The sequence below is a fragment of the Actinomyces dentalis DSM 19115 genome, assembly GCF_000429225.1.
In the GTDB taxonomy this organism is placed as follows: domain Bacteria; phylum Actinomycetota; class Actinomycetes; order Actinomycetales; family Actinomycetaceae; genus Actinomyces; species Actinomyces dentalis.
Genome location: NZ_KE386866.1, coordinates 8,748 through 26,757 on the forward strand (window position 1 = coordinate 8,748; position 18,010 = coordinate 26,757).

The following is an 18,010-nucleotide window of genomic DNA, read 5'->3' on the forward strand; positions in this document are numbered from 1 at the left end:
CCCCTCACCGAAACCGGCGGAAACGGCACACGAGACACACACTTATCCACAGGCTGTGGACATCCGGGCAACCGCCTCGACCCGGCCGTTCCGACCGGCGGTGACGGACCAAGGAGCCCGCGCCCGGCGCCGCCGGGGGTCGGCGCCGATCGGGCCCGCCGCGGCGGCGAAAAGGCCGGGGCGGAGGGCGTCGGTCCCAGGGCCGGTCCCCGGATCAGACCCCGGGCCGGGCCCCGGCCAGCCGCCGGAGCATCTCGGCGTGGGCGCTCGGCGTCCCCACCAGCAGCGAGCCGGGCTCGCGCACGTCCAGCTCCTCCCCGTTCAGACGCGTGACAACCGCGCCGGTCTCGGCGCACAGAAGCGCCCCGGCGGCCACGTCCCACGGCTGGAGACCGGTGTGCACGACCGCCCCCGCCCGACCGGCCGCCGCCTCCACCATCTCCAGGGCCGCCGCCCCGTAGCAGCGCAGACCCCGAGTGCCCTCGATGATCCGGACGAGCCGGGGCACCTCCTCAAGACCGTGCAAATGGGCGATGACAATGCCGTCCGCCAGCGGAACGTCGGCGATCCGCGCCAGCTCGGCGCCGGCGTCGGACTCGGCGAAGAGGCGCCTCACGCGCGCGCCGGCCCCGACGACGGCGGTGTAGACCCGGTCGTCCACCGGATCCGCCACGACGCCCGCCACGGGCCGTCCGTCCTCCACCAGCGCCAGCGAAATCGCCCAGTGCCGGTGGACGGCGATGTAATTGAGGGTCCCGTCGATCGGGTCGAGCACCCACACGCGACCGGCCCAGCCGCCGGCCGCATGCCCCTCCTCCCCGACCAACGGGTAGCCTGCGGGGGCCAGGCGCCGCGCCATGAGCGCCTCGACGGCGCGGTCGACCTGCGTGACGACGTCGTTGCGGTTGCGCTTGGTCTCGATCCGCAGGGCCTGCCCGGGATCGAGGGCGAGGCGGGCCCCGGCCCGGACCGCCCCCAGGGCGAGGGCGAGAAGCTCCGTCAGGTCGCTGCTGTCGTACATCATCTGCTCTCCTGAGTCACGAGGATCGGGGCTGCGACGACCGCCCTGTCAACCCTACGACCCGCCGGCCCCCGGCTCCAGCAAGACCGTTCCGATCCCGCCCGGACGCCGGCCCCGCGCGGGCGCGACTCGGGCGGACCGACGACGGCGGCCCGCCCGGGCGCCGGCCCCTGGCGGATCCTCCCGGCGGGGAGTCGGACGGCGGACGCCGGATCGCCCGACCGGCCGCGGGCGGGGCGGGGTGGGCATGGGGACCTCTGCCTACGGATGCAGGGGCCTTCCCCCCGTGGTTCCGTGCCACACTCATCGTGCTCCAGCCCGGAGACGACCCCGTCCCGGGACCGTCCCACTCACCGAAAGCCATCTCATGGGTACGAAGCCTCATAGACGACCAGTCCTGATCGTCACCATCTCCATCGTCGTCGTCGCCCTGGCCGCCGTCGGCATCGCAGCGCTCACCGGCGTCTTCAGGCACGACGACGATGTGCTGACGCCCAAGCAGGACGCCGCGCCCGCCGCGGCGAACACCAGCAGCAACAGCTTCGTCGTCACCTACTCCGACGGATCGCCGGCCGCCTCCGTCATCAAGTCCGCTCAGGCCTACGGCACGAACATCATCGACTCCCTGCCCGAGGAGGACCGGCAGGCCCTGGTCGCCGCCGCCGGCAAATTCTCCGTCACGATCGAGTCCGTCACCGCCCACTCCCTGGGCATGGCGGGCATCTCCCTGAGCGAGAACCTCACCGCCGACCAGGTCAAGGAGTTCATCACCACGCTCGGGGCCGCGGACGGCATCGAAGCCGTCGAGACGGACCTGCACATGACGGCCCTGGGCGACACGGTACCCGAAACCCCCAACGACAAGTACTTCTCCCGCCAGTGGAGCCTCACCTCCGACTCCTACAGCATCAACGCCACCGGGGCCTGGTCGCGGTCCACCGGCCAGGACGTCACGGTCGCCGTCATCGACTCCGGCGTCCTGTCCACCCACCCGGACCTGGAGAACAACCTCCTGCCCGGCTACGACTTCATCTCCGACCCCTGGATCTCCCGCGACGACGACGGCCGCGACGCGGACCCGTCCGACAACGGCGACAGCGCCGACGCCGACATCTGCTACCAGGGCTCCGAGGCCCGACCCTCGTCCTGGCACGGCTCCCACGTCGCCGGCATTATCGCCGCGAGCACGAACAATGAGAGGGGCGTGGCCGGCGTCGCCCCCAACGCCAGAATCCTGCCCGTGCGCGCCCTGGGCCGCTGCGGCGGCACGTCCACCGACATCATCGACGCCCTCACCTGGGCGTCGGGCGGGCACGTCAACGGCGTCCCGGACAACGACAACCCCGCCCAGGTCATCAATATGAGTCTCGGCGGCACGGGCACCTGCCCGGCCTTCTACCAGAAGGCCATTGACGCCGCCGTCGAGCGCGGCTCGATCATCGTCGCCGCCGCCGGCAACGAGGACGTGGACGCGGGCGGCGTGGCCCCCGCGGGATGCCAGAACGTCATCACCGTCGGCGCCACCGGCTCCACGGGCGCCCGGTCCTTCTACTCGAACTACGGCTCCGTCGTCGACGTGTCGGCCCCGGGCGGCGACCCGAACACCGATGACGGCATCGCCTCCACCGTCGACAGGTCCGAGACCACCCCGCAGGAGCCCGCCTACGGCTACATGATGGGCACCAGCCAGGCCGCCCCGCACGTCGCCGGCACGATCGCGCTGCTCCGGGCCATCAAACCGTCGCTCACGACCGAGGAGGCCACCACCCTGCTGCAGAGCACCTCCACGCCCCTGAGCAACTGCGACCGCGACTCCTGCGGCACGGGTATCATCAATGCCACCGCCGCCGTGGACGAGCTGGCCGAGCAGGGCGCGGACCCCGGGCCCGATCCGAACCCCTCCCCGGGCACGGACAGCACGTGGACCAAGCGCCACGGGCCCGGCGTCTGCCGCAGTGGGGACTCCGACTGCCGGTACTGAACGGCGAGCGGACCCCGCAGCAGTGCGAGTCAGCGGAAACGAGCAGAACATGGCCGACGACGAACCGATGAGCAGCACGTCTCCGCGCAGCGGTCGTCGCGGGATCCGGGCCTGGGCATCCCGCCTCTCCGTCCGTCCCGCGGCGGCCGCCCTCGGCGTGCTCGCGACGCTCCTCCTGGCCGTCGCGATCGCAAGCGGCATCATGAAACTTCCCGGGAAGACCGGCGCGGGCGCGACCACCGCACCCGGCCCGGCGACAGCGGCCCCCGCCCCCCGGCCGACGCCCGGAACTCCGACCACGCCTCCGACCGACGCCCCGACCGGTCCTCTGATCAACCCCCCGCCCACGGACCCGGCGGACACCGGGGTCCTCCTCATCCTCGACGAGGAGATGAGCGACCTGCTCACCTACGGCGAGTTCGACACCGTCGTGCAGACGATGACCGGCCCCGTCAATACGGCCGCCAACGCCTGCGGCACCTCCCTGACCGGCATGATCTCCGCGGGCGGCGGACTGGTCGTCCGTCTCGAGGACCCGTCGCTCAACGCGTGCCTCGTCACGGAACTCGCCGGGGCCGAGCACATCGTCAGCGCCGAGGAGGACATGCGCGTGACCGTTCAGGACTGAGATGTTCGGGCCGAGACGCCGGGGCCGGACCCGCAGACGGACGACGTCGGGGTCCGGCCTCGGGGACACGGCCCTTCACAGCGTATCCTCATCGCGTGGATCAGAGCCTTCCCGCCTCGGGTCATAACGCCGTCATCGTCTCCCAGCCCACCGCTCACGCGGCCGCCGCACCGCAGACCTTCACCGCCGCCTTCACGGTCGGCCGGTCCGAGTCCTGCGACGTCGTCGTCTCGCATCCGCGGGTCTCGCGCCATCATCTGATCGTGCGCCCCACGGCCGACGGATGGCGCGCCCAGTGCGCCGAGGGCCGCAGCATGCTCGTCAACGGCCACGCGCAGACCTCGGCGATCCTGACCGGGACCAGCCGCATCCGGCTGATAGACGAGGACGGGCCGCTCCTGGTCATGACCCTCAATCCCGCCGCCGCGCCCGGCGCCGGTGCGCCCGTGCCCGGCGCCCCGCCCGGTCCCTTCTCCGCGCCCGTTCCCGCTCCTCCCGTCTGCGCGCCCGGCCCCGTGTCCGCGCCCGGTGTCGCCGTGCCCGGCCCCGGCGCCGTGTTCAGTCACGGCGCCGGTGCGCCCGTGCCCGGCGCCCCGCCCGCGCCCGGCCCCGGCGACGTGTCCCGTACCGTGCTCGGTCCCGGCGGCGCCGCTGCGCCCGGTCCCCTCACTCCCGCCGCGCCGCGCGTGGTCGAGATATCCCGCACCGGCATGATCGGCCGGGCGCCGGACAACGACTTCGTTCTGTCCGATCCGCTCGTCTCCGCCCACCACGCCCGCATCGAGTGGAATGACGACGGCGTGCTCATCACCGATCTGGGCTCGACCAACGGCACCTTCGTCGGCAACACGAGGATCCACCACTCCCACCTCGTGACCGAGCCGACCACCGTCGGCATCGGCTCGACCTTCATCGTCGTCTCCCCCGCCGACAGCGGTCAGGTCCAGGAGACGACGACGGCCGGCGAGCTGACGATCCGGGATCTGACCTTCTCCGTCGACCACGGCCGGCTCAAGCTCCTGGACGGCATCTCCTTCGCCCTGCCCGGCAACGAGCTCCTGGCCGTCGTCGGCCCCTCCGGAGCCGGCAAGTCCACCCTGCTCAAGGCCCTGACCGGCGAGCAGAAGGCCCAGAAGGGCCAGGTCCTCTTCGACGGGCTCGACGTGTACTCCCATTACGCCGTCATGCGCAACCGGATCGGCGTGGTCCCCCAGAACGACGTCGTCCACGCCGACCTCACCGTGCGCCAGACCCTCCAGTACGCCGCCGAGCTGCGCTTCGCCAAGGACGTGTCCAAGAAGGAGCGGGCCGAGCGCATCGCCGAGGTCCTGGAGGACCTGGACCTGACCGAGCACGTGTCCAAGCGCGTCAAGAAGCTCTCGGGCGGGCAGCGCAAGCGCGTGTCCACCGCCATCGAGCTGCTGACCAAGCCCGGCCTGCTGTTCCTCGACGAGCCCACCTCCGGCCTGGACCCCCAGCTCGACCGCGACGTCATGAAACTGCTGGCCAGGCTCGCCCACGGCACGCGCGGCTCGGACTCGGGGCGCACGGTCATGGTGGTCACCCACAACGAAACCCACATCGACCGGGCCGACAAGGTCCTCATCCTCGCCGCAGGCGGCAGGCCCGTGTACTTCGGGCCGCCGCGCGACGTCATCCCCTACTTCGAGCAGCGCCTGGAGGAGATCCGCCAGGGCGGGCGACTCGTCACCCGGGCGCCCCAGGGCGGCTTCGCCGACCCCACCGAGATCACCGGCTTCGCCGACGTCTACACCCTCATCCGCAACCACACCCCCGAGATGCGGACCCATCTGGAGGCGACCGTGCCCTCCACCCGCCCCGGCGGCTCCACCCGGCCCTCCTCCGACAAGCCCGACCGCATTCCGCGCAAGGCGGCCTCGCAGACCACGCCGCGCCAGGTCTCCATGCTGGTGCGGCGGCATCTGCGCATTATCGCGGCCGACCCCTCCTATCTCCTCTTCATGCTGGTGCTGCCGATCATCATGGGGCTGCTGACCAAGGCGATCAGCGGGGACTACGGATTCACCGTGCCGGACCTGGACCTGACAATGCTGACCCCGGCGGAGGTCCAGGAGAAGCACACGAATCAGGCGCTCCAGCTCCTCGTCGTCCTCATCACGGGCGCGGCCTTCGCGGGCATGTCCGTCACCATTCGCGAACTCGTGGGCGAGCGGGACATATTCCTGCGGGAGAAGGCGGTGGGGCTGCGGCCGGGAGCCTATTTGGCGGCCAAGACGATTGTGCTCGCCCTTGTCGCCACCGTGCAGACGGCGCTCATGATGGGCGTGGCATTCGCGATCAACAAGCCGCCGACCGAGGCCCTGGTACTGAAATCAGCTCCGCTGGAGCTGTCGGTGTGCTGCTGGCTCACTGCCTTCGTCTGCGGGCTGATGGGCCTGATGGTCTCGGCGTTCGTCTCCTCCTCCGCGCAGGTCATGCCGGTGCTCGTGGTCGCCATTATGGGTCAGATCGTCATGGCGGGCGGGCTCATCGACATCTCCGGGAAGGTCGTCTTCGAGCAGCTCGCCTGGCTCATGCCCTCCCGCTGGGGTTATGCCATGGCCGCGAGCACCATCGATATGAACGCGATCGTCACCTACCGCACCGACGACCTGTGGAAGCACACCGCCCACCAGTGGCTGATTGATTTCGGCTGCCTGTCGGCCCTGGCGCTGACGTGCCTGCTGGCCTGCCTCATCGGCCTGGTCCGGCGCGGGCGGCGCTGAGCCGCCGGCGGGGGCGGGGACCCGCGGAACCGGCGGCTCCCGCCCCTGCACAGGAGTCGCCGTCAGCCGCCCTGGTTGATGTCATCGGGATCCGGCACCTTGTCGGAATCGCCCTGGAGCTGGAAGTCGCCGAATCCGACATTCGCGCCCCCGTTCTTCTTATCGGTGCGGGTGATGACGATCTTGAGGCGGAGCCCGTCCTGGACGTCGAAAGAGACGTCCTTGAACTCGCCTGATGCCAGCGTCTCGCTCTGAATGAGCTCCTGGTCGACGTAGAAATCGACGGTGAAGGCGGCGTCGGACTGGCTCGAGTCGTCAGCGATCCCGATGGTGCCGCTCAGCGTATTGAAATACCGACCGAGATTCCACTCGCCCGTCTGCGAGGAATTATAGTAGGAGAAGGACACGCTCATGCCGTGGTCGTAGGTGGTGCCGTTCATATCGACGGCCCCGTCGGAGAAGGATGACGACGAGGAGTTGAGCTCCGTCAGGTAGACGGTCTTCACGGAGCCGACGACGGTGAGGGTCACCGTGTCCGAGACCTTCTCACCCGCGGCGGGGTCGGTGGACAGCACCGTGCCCGCCGCCTCCTCATTGGGGGCGGCCGTCTTGACCACATTGACCTGCACGCCGGGGAGCTCGTCCTTGGCCTGCTCGGCGGTCAGGCCGACGAGGTCCGGCATTGTCGTCACCTCCGACGTCGAACGGTCACCGGCCGCCTCGGTGCCGGAGTGGCTCTTGAACCAGTACTGGGCAACGATGGCGCCCACAATGACGAGGGCGAGGGCGAGGAGGACGACCGTCGTAATGATCAGCACCTGGTCTTTTCTGCTGCCCTTCCCCCCACCGCCGGGCCGCGCACCCCCGGGGGGCCTGACCGGCGCGCTCCGGGTGATCGTTCTGCCGCTCGGCCGTGGCACGGGAGGGAGCGGCCTCATCGCGGCGCCGGACGATGATGCCGACGACGTCGCAATGCCGGGGACCGGCGTTGCCGCAATGCCGGGGACCGGAGTCATGACGGCGCCGGGGGACGGGACCAGCGGCACCGATCCGGTCGAGGCGCTCACGGCCGACGGCGCACTGGGCGCCGAGAACAAGGGGGCGCCCAGAACGGTCCGGGCGACGGCGGAGACGGGGACCGGCGCCGGGGGCGCGCTCAGGCGCGGGGCCGCGGGCAAATCGGCGAGGCTCGGGGCGGCGTCGGTCAGCGCCCGCCCGACCTGGTCGGCCGTGGGCCTGGCGGCGGGATCCTTCGACATCATCCGCCCGATGAGATCCCACAGGACGTCGGGCACGCCCTCGGGGCGCCCCGGGTTCATCACCATGTGCGACTTGAGCAGCGCCGACGGAGAACCCGTGAAGGGCGGCACGCCGCAGCACATCTCATAGAACACGACGCCCAGGGAGTAGATGTCCATGGCGGGTGCCGCCGGCAGGCCATCGGCCACCTCGGGCGCCATGTACAGCGGGGTGCCCGCGCCGCCGGTCGAGCGCGTCGAGACCGCCGAGTCGCAGATCCGGGCCACGCCGAAGTCTGCCACGCGCGGCGTCGCCGGCGTGGAGGCGTCATCCATGAGGATATTGGCCGGTTTGACGTCGCGGTGCACGAGGCCGGCGGCGTGAATGGCGCTCAGCCCCTCAGCGATGGCAGTGCCGTAGGAGACGACCAGTTCTGGCGCGAGCGCCCCCTGCTCCCGGATCACGTCCGCCAGGTCGCCGCCCCCCACGTAATCCATGACCAGCCCGAGGGTCTCGCCCTCGGCGACCATATCCCGCACCCGCACGACGTAGGGGCTGTCCACCCGCTCGAGGGTGTCGCGCTCCTTGAGGAAGGCATTGACGACATTGCGCTCCCGCGCCAGGTCTGAGCGCAGCTTCTTGAAGGCGAGGGGCTCCTCCGACCCCTCCTTGTGCCCCTTCCACACATCGCCCTGCGCACCCGCTCCAATGCGCTCCTCAAGAATGTAGCTCGAACCCAGACGCTCCATGGCAACCTCGGGATGAAAGACGGAAGGGACCCGGGGAGCCCCCGACGCAAGGGCGCTCCCCCATCAGGATTGTGCCATACCCGGGCCGCCGCGAGGCTCCTCGGGCCCCTCCGGCCCGGGGATCACACCCGCCGACGGCGGAAAGGTGACGTCCACCACCACCCTGCGCCTCGGGTCCGGCCCGCGAACCGCGCGAGTCACCGGGCGGCGGGGGCGGGATCGGGCGGTGCGCGGCGGCGGGGTCGAGCGGCGGGGTGGTGGGTTCGAACGGCGCGGGGCGGGAGCCGGTCACCGGCGCCCCGGCGCCGCAAGCGCGGGCCTCCCGCTGAACGCGCTCGGGGAAGGCTGCGCGCGTTCAGCGGGAGGCCCGCGTCCGGGCGAAGACGACGACGCCGTCAGTGCTCCTTATTGAGGTCGTCGAGACTCGGCACCTTGTCGGAATCTCCCTGGAGCTGGAAGTCGCCGAAGCCGACGGACGCTGTGCGGCTCCCCTTATCGGTGCGGGTGATGACGACCTTGAGGCGGAGCTTGTTCTGGACATTGAGGGAGATGTCCTTGAACTCTCCGAATGCGAGCGTCTCGGTCTGGACGAGCTCCTGGTCGAGGTAGAACTCGACCGTGAAGGTGGCACCAGAGTCCTTAGAGTTATCGGTGATGCCAATGGTGCCGCTCATCGTATTGAAGTGCCTACCGAGATTCCATTCCGTCGACCACTGGCTAGCAGAATAGAAAATTTTTGTGAAACCATGGACCTGACTCTTGCCATTCAGATCGAAGACATCCGTGTTGACCTGCTCCGTGGCCTTGATGTCCGCCAGGTAGACGGTCTTCGTCGAACCTGAGGTTGAGCTGGAGGTGGCCGAACCGACGACGGTGAGGGTCACCGTGTCCGAGATCTTCTCGCCCGCGGCGGGGTCGGTGGACAGCACCGTGCCCTCCTTCTCCCCGTGGGGGGCGTTCGCCTTGACCACGTCGACCTTCACATTGTCGGGGAGCTTGGCCTTGGCCTGGTCGGTGGTCAGGCCGACGAGGTCCGGCATCGTCGTCGTCGCGGTGCTCGACGCACTGGCCGTGGCCGTGGCCGACGTCCTCGCACTGGCGTCGGCCGACGCGGAGGGGGTCTCGGAGGGCGGCGCCTCGGACGTGGGGGCGGGCCCGGCCGAGGGCCCCTCAGCGACGGGGCGGCTCCTGGGCAGGTACCGGGCGCCGATGACGACGCCCGCGGCGACGAGGGCGACGGCGAGGATGAGGACCAGCACGACGAGCGGGGCCCGGCTGCGCTTCTTCTTCCCCTTCTTCTTGCCCTTCCCCTCGTCCGACTTCGCGCCGGCGCCGGACCCGCCCGGCGCGCTCCGGTCGACCGCGACGCCGCCGGGCGGAGGGACGGGCCCGCCCGGCCCCGCCACGGGTGCGGCGGGCGGCGGAACCGGGACCGGCGGCAGCGTCGCCGTCGAGGCGCTCACGGCCGACGGCGCACTGAGCGGCGGCGCGCTGGGCGCCGAGACGGGAGTGCCCAGAACGGTCCGGGCGACGGCGGAGGCGGGGACCGGCGGCGGGGGCGCGCTCAGGCGCGGGGCCGCGGGCAGACCGGCGAGGCTCGGGGCGGCGTCGGTCAGCGCCCGCCCGACCTGGTCGGCCGTGGGCCTGGCGGCGGGATCCTTCGACATCATCCGCCCGATGAGATCCCACAGGACGTCGGGCACGCCCTCGGGGCGCCCCGGGTTCATCATCATGTGCGACTTGAGCAGCGCCGACGGGGCGCCCGTGAAGGGCGGCACGCCGCAGCACATCTCGTAGAGCATGGCGCCCAGGGAGTAGACGTCCATGGAGGGCGCCGCCGGCAGGCCGTCGGCCGCCTCGGGCGACATGTACAGCGGAGTGCCCGCGCCGCCGCCGGTCGAGCGCGTCGAGACCGCCGAGTCGCAGATCCGGGCCACGCCGAAGTCTGCCACGCGCGGGGCGGGCGGCGCGGAGGCGTCGTCCATGAGGATATTGGCGGGCTTGACGTCGCGGTGCACGAGGCCGGCGGCGTGAATGGCGCTCAGCCCCGCCGCGATGGCGGCGCCGTAGGAGGCGACCAGCCCCGGAGCCAGGGTCCCCTGCTTCCGGATCACGTCCGCCAGGTCGCCGCCCCCCACGTAATCCATGACCAGGCCGAGGGTCTCGCCCTCGGTGACCATGTCCCGCAGGCGCACGACGTGGGGACTGTCCACCCGCTCGAGGGTGTCGCGCTCCTTGAGGAAGGCATCAACGACATTGCGCTCCCGCGCCAGCTCGGAGCGCAGCTTCTTGAAGGCGAGGGGCTCCTCCGACCCCTCCTTGTGCCCCTTCCACACATCGCCCTGCGCACCCGCTCCAATGCGCTCCTCAAGAATGTAAACCGAGCCCAGACGCTCCATGGCAACCTCAGGATTTAAGAGATGGGGGGCCTGGGAAGCCCCATGACGAAGGGCGCGAGCGCCCGGTCAGGATTGTGCCATACCCGGGCCGCCGCGAGGACCTTCTGGGCCCCTCCGCGCCCGACTCGTCGTGAGGCCCCCCGACCCACTCCGCCCCGGTCTCAGTCCGTGGACCGCACGAGCCACCAGGCGGCGTAGGGCGGGACCGGGACCTGGCCGTCGCCGGCGCCCTCCAGCGTCGTCGACCCGGCGGGGACCGTGTCGGTCAGGACGTCGACGGCGCCGAGCACCCCGTACTCGGCGAACCGCCACGCGGGCACGCTCCGCCACTCGGGCGTCACGTTGTACACGCCCACGAAGGAGCCGCGCGGGTGGTCGCGGAAGGTGACCAGGACGCCCTCGTCGTCGACGGGGGCGACGACGGTGCGCACGTCGGCCCGCAGCTGCGGCAGGGAGGCGCGCACCCTCCCCATGCGGACCAGGTCGGTGAAGACGCGGCCCGCCACGGTGGAGGCGTCGTGGCGGCGCTCGACCGCGGCCTCGTCCAGGACGGGGCGGCCCGCCCACCGGGAGTCGGACTCGTGGCCGGGCTCGGTGTCCCAGTTGGGGTCGTTGAACTGGCCGAGCTCGTCGCCGCTCCAGATGACCGGCACGCCGCCCCAGCCGTAGATGATGGCGTTGGCCAGACGCAGGGCGTTGAAGCGCTCCTCGAGCCAGGCGCGCAGCTCCTCCTCGCGCCACTCCGGCGTGGACTCGTCAATGCCCTCCACCGCCTCGGCGGCGGCCTCCAGCCCGATGAGGGAGGCCGCGGTGCCGGCGATGCGGCGGTCGTTGGTGACCGGGTTGTACTGGAAGACCAGTCCGCGGGCGTCGCTCATGGGGTAGGAGCCGCGGTACCAGTCGGCCAGGAAGACGCGGTGCCAGTAGCCGTTGAGGCCGACGGCGTCGGCGTCGGCGTCGCCGATGGCCCAGCCGATGTCGTCGTGGCAGCGGATGTAGGTGATCCAGGTGGCGGTGGAGGGCTCGACGGGCAGGGCGTCCAGGGCGTGGGCGGCCAGGACGACGTTGCGGGTGGCCAGCATGGACCAGATCTGGACCATGAGGGAGTTGTGGTAGGCCAGGTCGGAGACCTTGCCGGTGTACTTGCCCTGGCCGAGGTACTGGAGGAGCTCGGTGGGGGCGACGATGGCCTCCGCCTTGAGGTCGATGGCGGGGGCGGCGATGCGGGTGATGGCGCGCAGCACCTCGGTGATGGCGTGGACCTCGGGCTGGCCCTGGCAGTCGGTGCCCTTGCGCTTGATGGTGAAGGCGATGGCGTCCAGGCGCAGCACCTCGACGCCCTTGTTGGCGAGGTTGAGGATGATGGAGGCGAACTCCACCATGACGTCCGGGTTGCGCCAGTTGAGGTCCCACTGGAAGGAGTTGAAGGTGGTCCACACCCACCCGTTCATCTCGTCGTTCCAGGTGAAGTTGCCGGGGGCGAAGTCGGGGAAGATCTCGGGGAGGGTCTTCTCGTACTCGTCGGGCTCGGTGCGGTCGGGGTAGACGAAGAAGTAGTCGCGGTAGCGCTGCTCGCCGGCCCGGGCGCGCCGGGCCCACTCGTGCTCGGCGGCGACGTGGTTGAGGACGAGGTCGATGACCAGGCTCATGTTCTGCTTGCGCAGCTCGCCGGTGAGGTGGGCCAGGTCGTCCATGTCGCCCAGGTCCGGGCGAACCGAGCGGTAGTCGGCCACGGCGTAGCCGCCGTCGGAGTCGCCGGGCCGGGGGGTGAGCAGCGGCATGAGGTGGAGGTAGGACACGCCGAGCTCGCGCAGGTAGGGGATGCGCTTCTCCACCCCGCGCAGGTCGCCGGCGAAGCGCTCGGTGTAGCCGGCGTAGCCGATGCGGAAGGGGTCCTGGATCCATGTGGGGTCGAGGGTGCGGGCGAGGTCGAGGTGGCGCAGCTCGGGGTCGCGCTCCACGTAGGCGGCGGCGGCCTCGGTCAGGACCTCGGCGGCGGCGCGGGTGGCGGCGGGCTCGCCGTAGAGGGTGCCCAGGCCGTCGATGAGGTCGGGGTACCAGCGCTCGATGCGGGTGGTGAGGATCTCCCGCTCGGGGCGCGACAGCCCGGAGGGGCCGAGGACGGTGTCGACGGCGTCGCGGACCTCGGCGGGGACGACGGCGTCGTCGGAGCAGGCGGACCAGGTGGAGTCGGAGGCGGGGGGTGCGGACGTGGAGGCGCTCATGCTCCTATGGTGACCGATCGGCTCATCGTTTAACAGGTGTTCGCCGCACCGAGTCGCGCCCGGCGGAGCGACCGCCGCGCCGTCTCGGATGGCGGCCGATGCGGACGCCACTTGGCCGCAGAGCCCCATCGGGGGCACCCTAGGAGTCATGACATCAACTCCCGAACGTCCCGTCCCGCCCGTCGTCCTGGCCATCGCCGGCTCGGAGGCCTCCGGAGGCGCGGGCGCCCAGACCGACCTCAAGACCTTCCACCAGCTCGGCGTCTTCGGCTGCACCGCCCTGACCTGCATCGTGTCCATGGACCCCAAGGCCGGCTTCGACCACCGCTTCGTGCCGGTGGACCCCGAGGTCATCCACGACCAGATCGAGGCCTGCGCGGGCGTGCACACGGCGATCGCCGCCGTCAAGATCGGCATGCTCGGCACCGCCCCCACCATCGACGTCGTCGAGGCCGCCCTGGAGGAGTACCGGTTCCCCACGGTCGTGCTCGACCCGGTGCTCATCTGCAAGGGCCAGGAGTTCGCCTCCGCCCGCGCGGTGGACGACGCGCTGCGCTCCAAGATCCTGCCGCGCGCCACCATGGTCACCCCCAACCTCTTCGAGTCGGCGACCCTGGCCGGCGTGGAGGAGATCACCAGCGTCGAGGCGCTCAAGGACGCCGCCAAGCGCATCCACGACCAGGGCGCGCCCAATGTGCTCGCCAAGGCCGGCCCCTCCCTGGGCACCGGCACGGCCCTGGACGTCTTCTACGACGGCCGGACGCTGGAGGTCCTCGAGGTCCCGGCGGTGGGGACCGAGCGCGTGCACGGCGCCGGCTGCACGCTGGCGGCGGCGGTGACCGCCGAGCTCGCCAAGGGGGCCACGCCCCTGGAGGCCGCGGTGACGGCCAAGGACGTCGTCGCCGCCTCGATCGGCATGCGGGGGAACATCCCCTTCCCCTACGTCTACCAGGGCTGGTATCAAGGCTGAGACCGCAGTCGGCGAACCCCGCCGCCCGACCCGTCCGAAAGGCCCGTGCGAATGGCTTCGTCGTTCCAGAACTCTCTCGCCGTCCTGGCGAAGGCGCGCTTCCCCGTCCTGTACGTGGAGACCTTCGAGGAGCGGCGGGCCCTGGCCGCGATCCGGTCGACCATGGAGGGCGGGATGCTCTCGATGCCCCGGCCCATTCACACGTGGAGCATCACCACCGGCTTCGTGGACCCGGAGGGCAGGGCGAGCCCGGGAACGACGGATCCGTTGCGCGCGCTCGACGCCGCCCTGCGCGTCGACCGGGCCGCCACCTTCGTCTTCTTCGACCTTCACGCCCACCTGGGGGACGGGGCCCGCCCCGCCGACCCGGCGATCGTCCGCAAGCTGCGCGAGCTGGCCGCGGACTTCCAGAACGGGCCCCTGGCGCGCACGCTCATTATCGTGGCGCCGGCCCTGAGGATCCCCCCGGAGCTCGAGAAGGACGTCCACATCCTCGACTTCCCGCTGCCCGACGAGACCGCGATCCGCCGGATCCTCGACAATCTCATCGCCGCCAACGCCGGGAACAGCCGCCTGCGGATCGACCTGACCGAGATCGACAAGGACCGCCTGGTGCGCGCCTCCCTGGGCCTGACCGAGACGGAGGCCGAGGGCGCGCTCGCCCTGGCCATGGCCTCGGACGGCGTCCTGAGCGCCGACGACGTGAACACGGTGCTGCAGGAGAAGAAGCAGGCGGTGCGCAAGAGCGGGCTGCTGGAGTACGTCGACACCAATATCGACCTGACCGGGGTGGGCGGCCTGGACAATCTCAAGCGCTGGTTGCGCCGTCGGGACAACTCCTGGCTGGCGGAGGCCGCGGAGTACGGGATTCCGGCGCCGCGCGGCGTGCTCATCACGGGCGTGCCCGGCTGCGGCAAGTCCCTCACCGCCAAGGCCGTCGCGGCCTCGTGGCGCCTGCCTCTGCTGCGCATGGACATCGGCAAGGTGTTCTCCGGCGTCGTGGGTTCGAGCGAGTCCAACCTGCGCACGGCGATCCGCTCCGCCGAGGCCGCCGCCCCCGCCGTCCTGTGGGTCGACGAGATCGAGAAGGGCTTCTCCGGCGTGGGCGCCACGGGGGATTCGGGCACCGCCTCGCGCGTCTTCGGCAGCTTCCTCACCTGGATGCAGGAGAAGACCGCCCCCGTCTTCGTCATCGCCACGTCGAACAATGTTCAGTCCCTTCCGCCCGAGCTGCTGCGCAAGGGGCGCTTCGACGAGATCTTCTTCGCCGACCTGCCCGCACCCGACGAGCGCGCGCAGATCTGGGAGCTGCACGTGCGCAAGCACATCCATGCGGCCCCGCGCCACGCCGGCTTCGTATTCGACGACGCCCTGCGCGCCGATCTGGTCCTGGCCACGGAGGGGTTCTCGGGGGCGGAGATCGAGCAGGCCGTCATCGCGGGCCTGTTCGACGCCTTCTCCGAGCGCCGCGACATCACCGGGGACGATCTGCGCCTGGCGGTGGAGCGGTCGGTGCCCCTGAGCGTCACCCAGGCGGAGTCCCTGGCCGCTCTGCGCGCCTGGGCGGGCGAGCGGGCCGTATCGGCCAGCGACAACCGTGTGGAGACATCCCCGCACGCGCCCGACCCGATGATGGCCCCCGCGGGGGTAGATTCGAGTCGGGCCCGTTACGCGCCGGCCGGCAGGCGGGTCGAGTTCTGAAGAGGTTGACGAGGAGCGAGCCCATGAGCCTGTCACTGGTTCTGATCCCCCTATCGATCGCCGTGGCCGCGGCGTCCCAGGCCCGCCAGATCCGCCCCTCCGACGTCGAGGCGGGCAACGAGGTGCGCGTCGAGTCCCGGATGCGCGACGAGACGCTGCTCGTCGCGGCCCTCGAGGATCTCGGCGCCGCGGTGAGCCGGACGGGCGACGGCGTGCTCCTGGCCAAGACGCCCGACCGCGCCCTGACCATGAGGCGGGACGCCGCCGGACTGTGGAACGCCTGCTTCGCCGGGACGTGGACGCCCGACGGCGCCCGCGCCTTCGTCGAGGACCTGGACCGCGCCTACGGCCTGCAGGTGCAGCGGGCCGTCATCCGGCGCCTGGAGGAGCGCGCCCCCGAGGCGGGCATGCGCATCACGTCGCAGAGTGTCGACGACGACCGCGTCGTCACCCTCGTCATGGAGGTCGAGCGAGCATGAGCACCGCGCACCCCGACGGACCCGCGAGGCGGGCGCTGAAGGTGTCGGTCGCGCCGGACGGGACCGTCACCGCCGAGACGATCGGATTCACCGGCAGCGCCTGCCTGTCCCAGATCGGCGTGCTCGAGGACCTCCTCGAGGCGACCACCGTCCGCAGCGCGTTCACCGACGAGTACTTCGCCGCGCAGACGCAGACGCGGTCCGAGGCCCGCGTCACGACCCGGGAGGGCATGGACCTTGGCACTTGACAGAATCGACGTTCTCGTCGACCAGAAGCCGTTCACGTGGAAGCTCGTGAATTCCTTGTGGATCGCACCCATCATCATCGGTATGGGATTGTTCTCCCTTATCGGATGGCTGTGGGCCGGAATTCTGGCGAGGTCCCCGAAGGTCTGGCGCATTGTCACTGTTTGGGGGGTCGTCGTCGCCCTGTCATTTATTTCAATCGCCCTGGGCGAGGACAAGGACTCCGCCTGGAAGACCCTGGGCGGGACTCTCTTCATAATCTCCTGGTTCGGCTCCTTCGCCCACGCCCTCATCATACGGGGCACCGTCCTGAGGGAAATCGTGTCCCGCGAGGACGAGCTCGCCCGCCTCCGCGCCCTATACGGCACCCATCAGGTCCCGAGCCGTTCCACGACGGCGCGGGCGCCGGTCGACGATCGCCTATCCCAACGGATCCCATCCCACGACCCGCTGCCCCCCGAGCTCGAGGTCGATACGAGTCAGTACTACGAGCAGTCGCCTCCCCGTACCGCGTGGGCGCCGCCGTCGGCTGCGACGCGGTCCCCGTACGCACCGCCGGCGTCGACCCCCGCCGAGTCGCGGTCCTCGTCCGCGCCGGCGGCGTCGGCACCCGCGCCGTCGTCGGCGATCCCCTCGGAGCCCGCCCTCGTCGACGTGAATACGGCCCCGTCCGCGGTCCTCCTCGCCCTGCCCGCGCTCGACCAGGCCGCCGTCGAGCGGATTGTCGCCGCGCGCGAGGAGCGTGGCGGTTTCCACGACCTCAACGACCTCACCTCGGCGGCGGCGCTCCAGCCCCACCAGCTCGTCGCCCTCCAGGACCGGGTGTCCTTCAGCCGGTTCAGGCGCCCCGGCACTCAGGTGCACGGCCGCATTCTGGATCTGTGACCCGGCAGTCCGTGCGGGTCGCCCGTTTCATCGCCCGGACCGGGGCGGAGGGCCCCGGCACCCGCTCGGCGCTGTGGGTCCAGGGCTGCACCCTCCGCTGCCCCGGCTGCTTCAACCCCCACCTGTGGGGCGTCCGCGGCGGCCGCATGACGGCGCCGGAGCGGATCGCCGCAGATATTCCCCTCGACGTCGAGGGCCTGACCCTTCTGGGCGGCGAGCCCTTCGAGCAGCCCGGCGCCCTCGCCGAGCTGGCGCGGCTCGTCCGGGCCCGCGGGCAGACGGTCATGACCTTCACCGGCTACGAGCTCGACGAGCTCCGCTGCGCCGCCTCGCCCGCCGTCGCCGACCTCCTGAATCACACCGACCTGCTCGTCGACGGGCGCTTCGAGGTCGACCGCCTCGACACCGCCAGGCCATGGGTCGGATCCACCAACCAGCGCTTCCACGCCCTGACCGACCGCTACGCCGAGCTCGTCGATCGACTCACCGCTCTGCCCGACCGCCTCGAGATCCGCGTCGCCCCCGACGGGCGCGTCGACGTCAACGGGTGGAGCGACACGGCCTCGCTCGAGACCCTGCTCGACGGCCTGCGACGACGCCCTCCCCCGGCGGCCCGGCCCCGGTGAGCGCCCGCCCGATCCGCCGCACCGGCTCGGGGCGCGCCACCACCTACCGGCTCGCCGATCCGGAATCATCACGGATCCGCCCGAGCGCCCCAACCGTGTTGAATTAGGAGTAGG

The 18,010-nt window shown here is 71.1% G+C and carries 13 protein-coding genes; 9 read left to right on the forward strand and 4 right to left on the reverse strand.

What is annotated here, in order from left to right:
- Positions 1-214: 214 nt before the first annotated feature.
- Positions 215-1,024 (reverse strand): inositol monophosphatase family protein, encoded by an 810-nt coding sequence (locus G446_RS0114300; RefSeq protein ID WP_026410637.1) that lies wholly within the window; start codon positions 1,022-1,024, stop codon positions 215-217.
- A gap of 364 nt (positions 1,025-1,388) precedes the next feature.
- On the opposite strand from G446_RS0114300, the gene G446_RS18310 reads away from it, so the two are divergent.
- The 3 genes from G446_RS18310 (at position 1,389) to G446_RS0114315 (ending at position 6,377) form a co-directional block, all read left to right on the forward strand.
- A complete protein-coding gene (locus G446_RS18310; RefSeq protein ID WP_084779275.1) occupies positions 1,389-3,002 on the forward strand; it encodes a S8 family peptidase in 1,614 nt (537 codons plus the stop codon).
- Positions 3,003-3,069: 67 nt separating this feature from the next.
- The gene (locus tag G446_RS0114310; RefSeq protein ID WP_156916709.1) at positions 3,070-3,630 is read left to right on the forward strand and encodes a hypothetical protein; all 561 of its coding nucleotides are present in this window, start codon (positions 3,070-3,072) and stop codon (positions 3,628-3,630) included.
- Between the two features lie 95 nt (positions 3,631-3,725).
- Entirely contained in the window at positions 3,726-6,377 is a 2,652-nt protein-coding gene (locus tag G446_RS0114315; protein WP_084779276.1) for an ATP-binding cassette domain-containing protein, read from the forward strand.
- Positions 6,378-6,439: 62 nt separating this feature from the next.
- Here G446_RS0114315 and G446_RS18970 read toward each other — a convergent pair whose 3' ends face one another.
- The 3 genes from G446_RS18970 to G446_RS0114330 all read right to left on the reverse strand — a co-directional run bounded on the left by G446_RS18970 (position 6,440) and on the right by G446_RS0114330 (position 12,989).
- Positions 6,440-8,365 carry a serine/threonine protein kinase gene (locus G446_RS18970; RefSeq protein WP_084779277.1) on the reverse strand — a complete coding sequence of 642 codons (1,926 nt, stop codon included), beginning with the start codon at positions 8,363-8,365 and terminating at the stop codon, positions 6,440-6,442.
- A 395-nt stretch (positions 8,366-8,760) separates the two neighbouring features.
- Positions 8,761-10,764 (reverse strand): serine/threonine protein kinase, encoded by a 2,004-nt coding sequence (locus G446_RS18975; RefSeq protein ID WP_084779278.1) that lies wholly within the window; start codon positions 10,762-10,764, stop codon positions 8,761-8,763.
- Positions 10,765-10,925: 161 nt separating this feature from the next.
- On the reverse strand, positions 10,926-12,989 hold the full coding sequence (locus tag G446_RS0114330; RefSeq protein WP_026410640.1) for an alpha-amylase family protein: 2,064 nt from the start codon (positions 12,987-12,989) through the stop codon (positions 10,926-10,928).
- A gap of 148 nt (positions 12,990-13,137) precedes the next feature.
- On the opposite strand from G446_RS0114330, the gene G446_RS0114335 reads away from it, so the two are divergent.
- From G446_RS0114335 to G446_RS0114360, 6 genes are read left to right on the forward strand one after another with little or no spacing between them, the layout of a single operon-like run.
- Positions 13,138-13,959, forward strand: coding sequence for a hydroxymethylpyrimidine/phosphomethylpyrimidine kinase (locus G446_RS0114335; RefSeq protein WP_026410641.1), 822 nt, complete (start codon positions 13,138-13,140; stop codon positions 13,957-13,959).
- A gap of 51 nt (positions 13,960-14,010) precedes the next feature.
- Entirely contained in the window at positions 14,011-15,660 is a 1,650-nt protein-coding gene (locus G446_RS0114340) for a Ycf46 family AAA ATPase (RefSeq protein WP_026410642.1), read from the forward strand.
- A gap of 23 nt (positions 15,661-15,683) precedes the next feature.
- Positions 15,684-16,139, forward strand: a complete 456-nt coding sequence (locus G446_RS0114345) for a hypothetical protein (RefSeq protein ID WP_026410643.1) — start codon at positions 15,684-15,686, stop codon at positions 16,137-16,139.
- Entirely contained in the window at positions 16,136-16,387 is a 252-nt protein-coding gene (locus G446_RS18325; protein ID WP_034470981.1) for a DUF2997 domain-containing protein, read from the forward strand. Before G446_RS0114345 ends, G446_RS18325 begins: the two co-directional genes overlap by 4 nt.
- On the forward strand, positions 16,377-17,270 hold the full coding sequence (locus G446_RS0114355; protein WP_026410644.1) for a ComEA family DNA-binding protein: 894 nt from the start codon (positions 16,377-16,379) through the stop codon (positions 17,268-17,270). Before G446_RS18325 ends, G446_RS0114355 begins: the two co-directional genes overlap by 11 nt.
- Complete coding sequence (locus G446_RS0114360; RefSeq protein ID WP_026410645.1) at positions 17,267-17,896, forward strand: 4Fe-4S single cluster domain-containing protein; 630 nt, start codon at positions 17,267-17,269, stop codon at positions 17,894-17,896. The genes G446_RS0114355 and G446_RS0114360 overlap by 4 nt, the downstream gene beginning before the upstream one ends.
- Positions 17,897-18,010 lie beyond the last annotated feature (114 nt).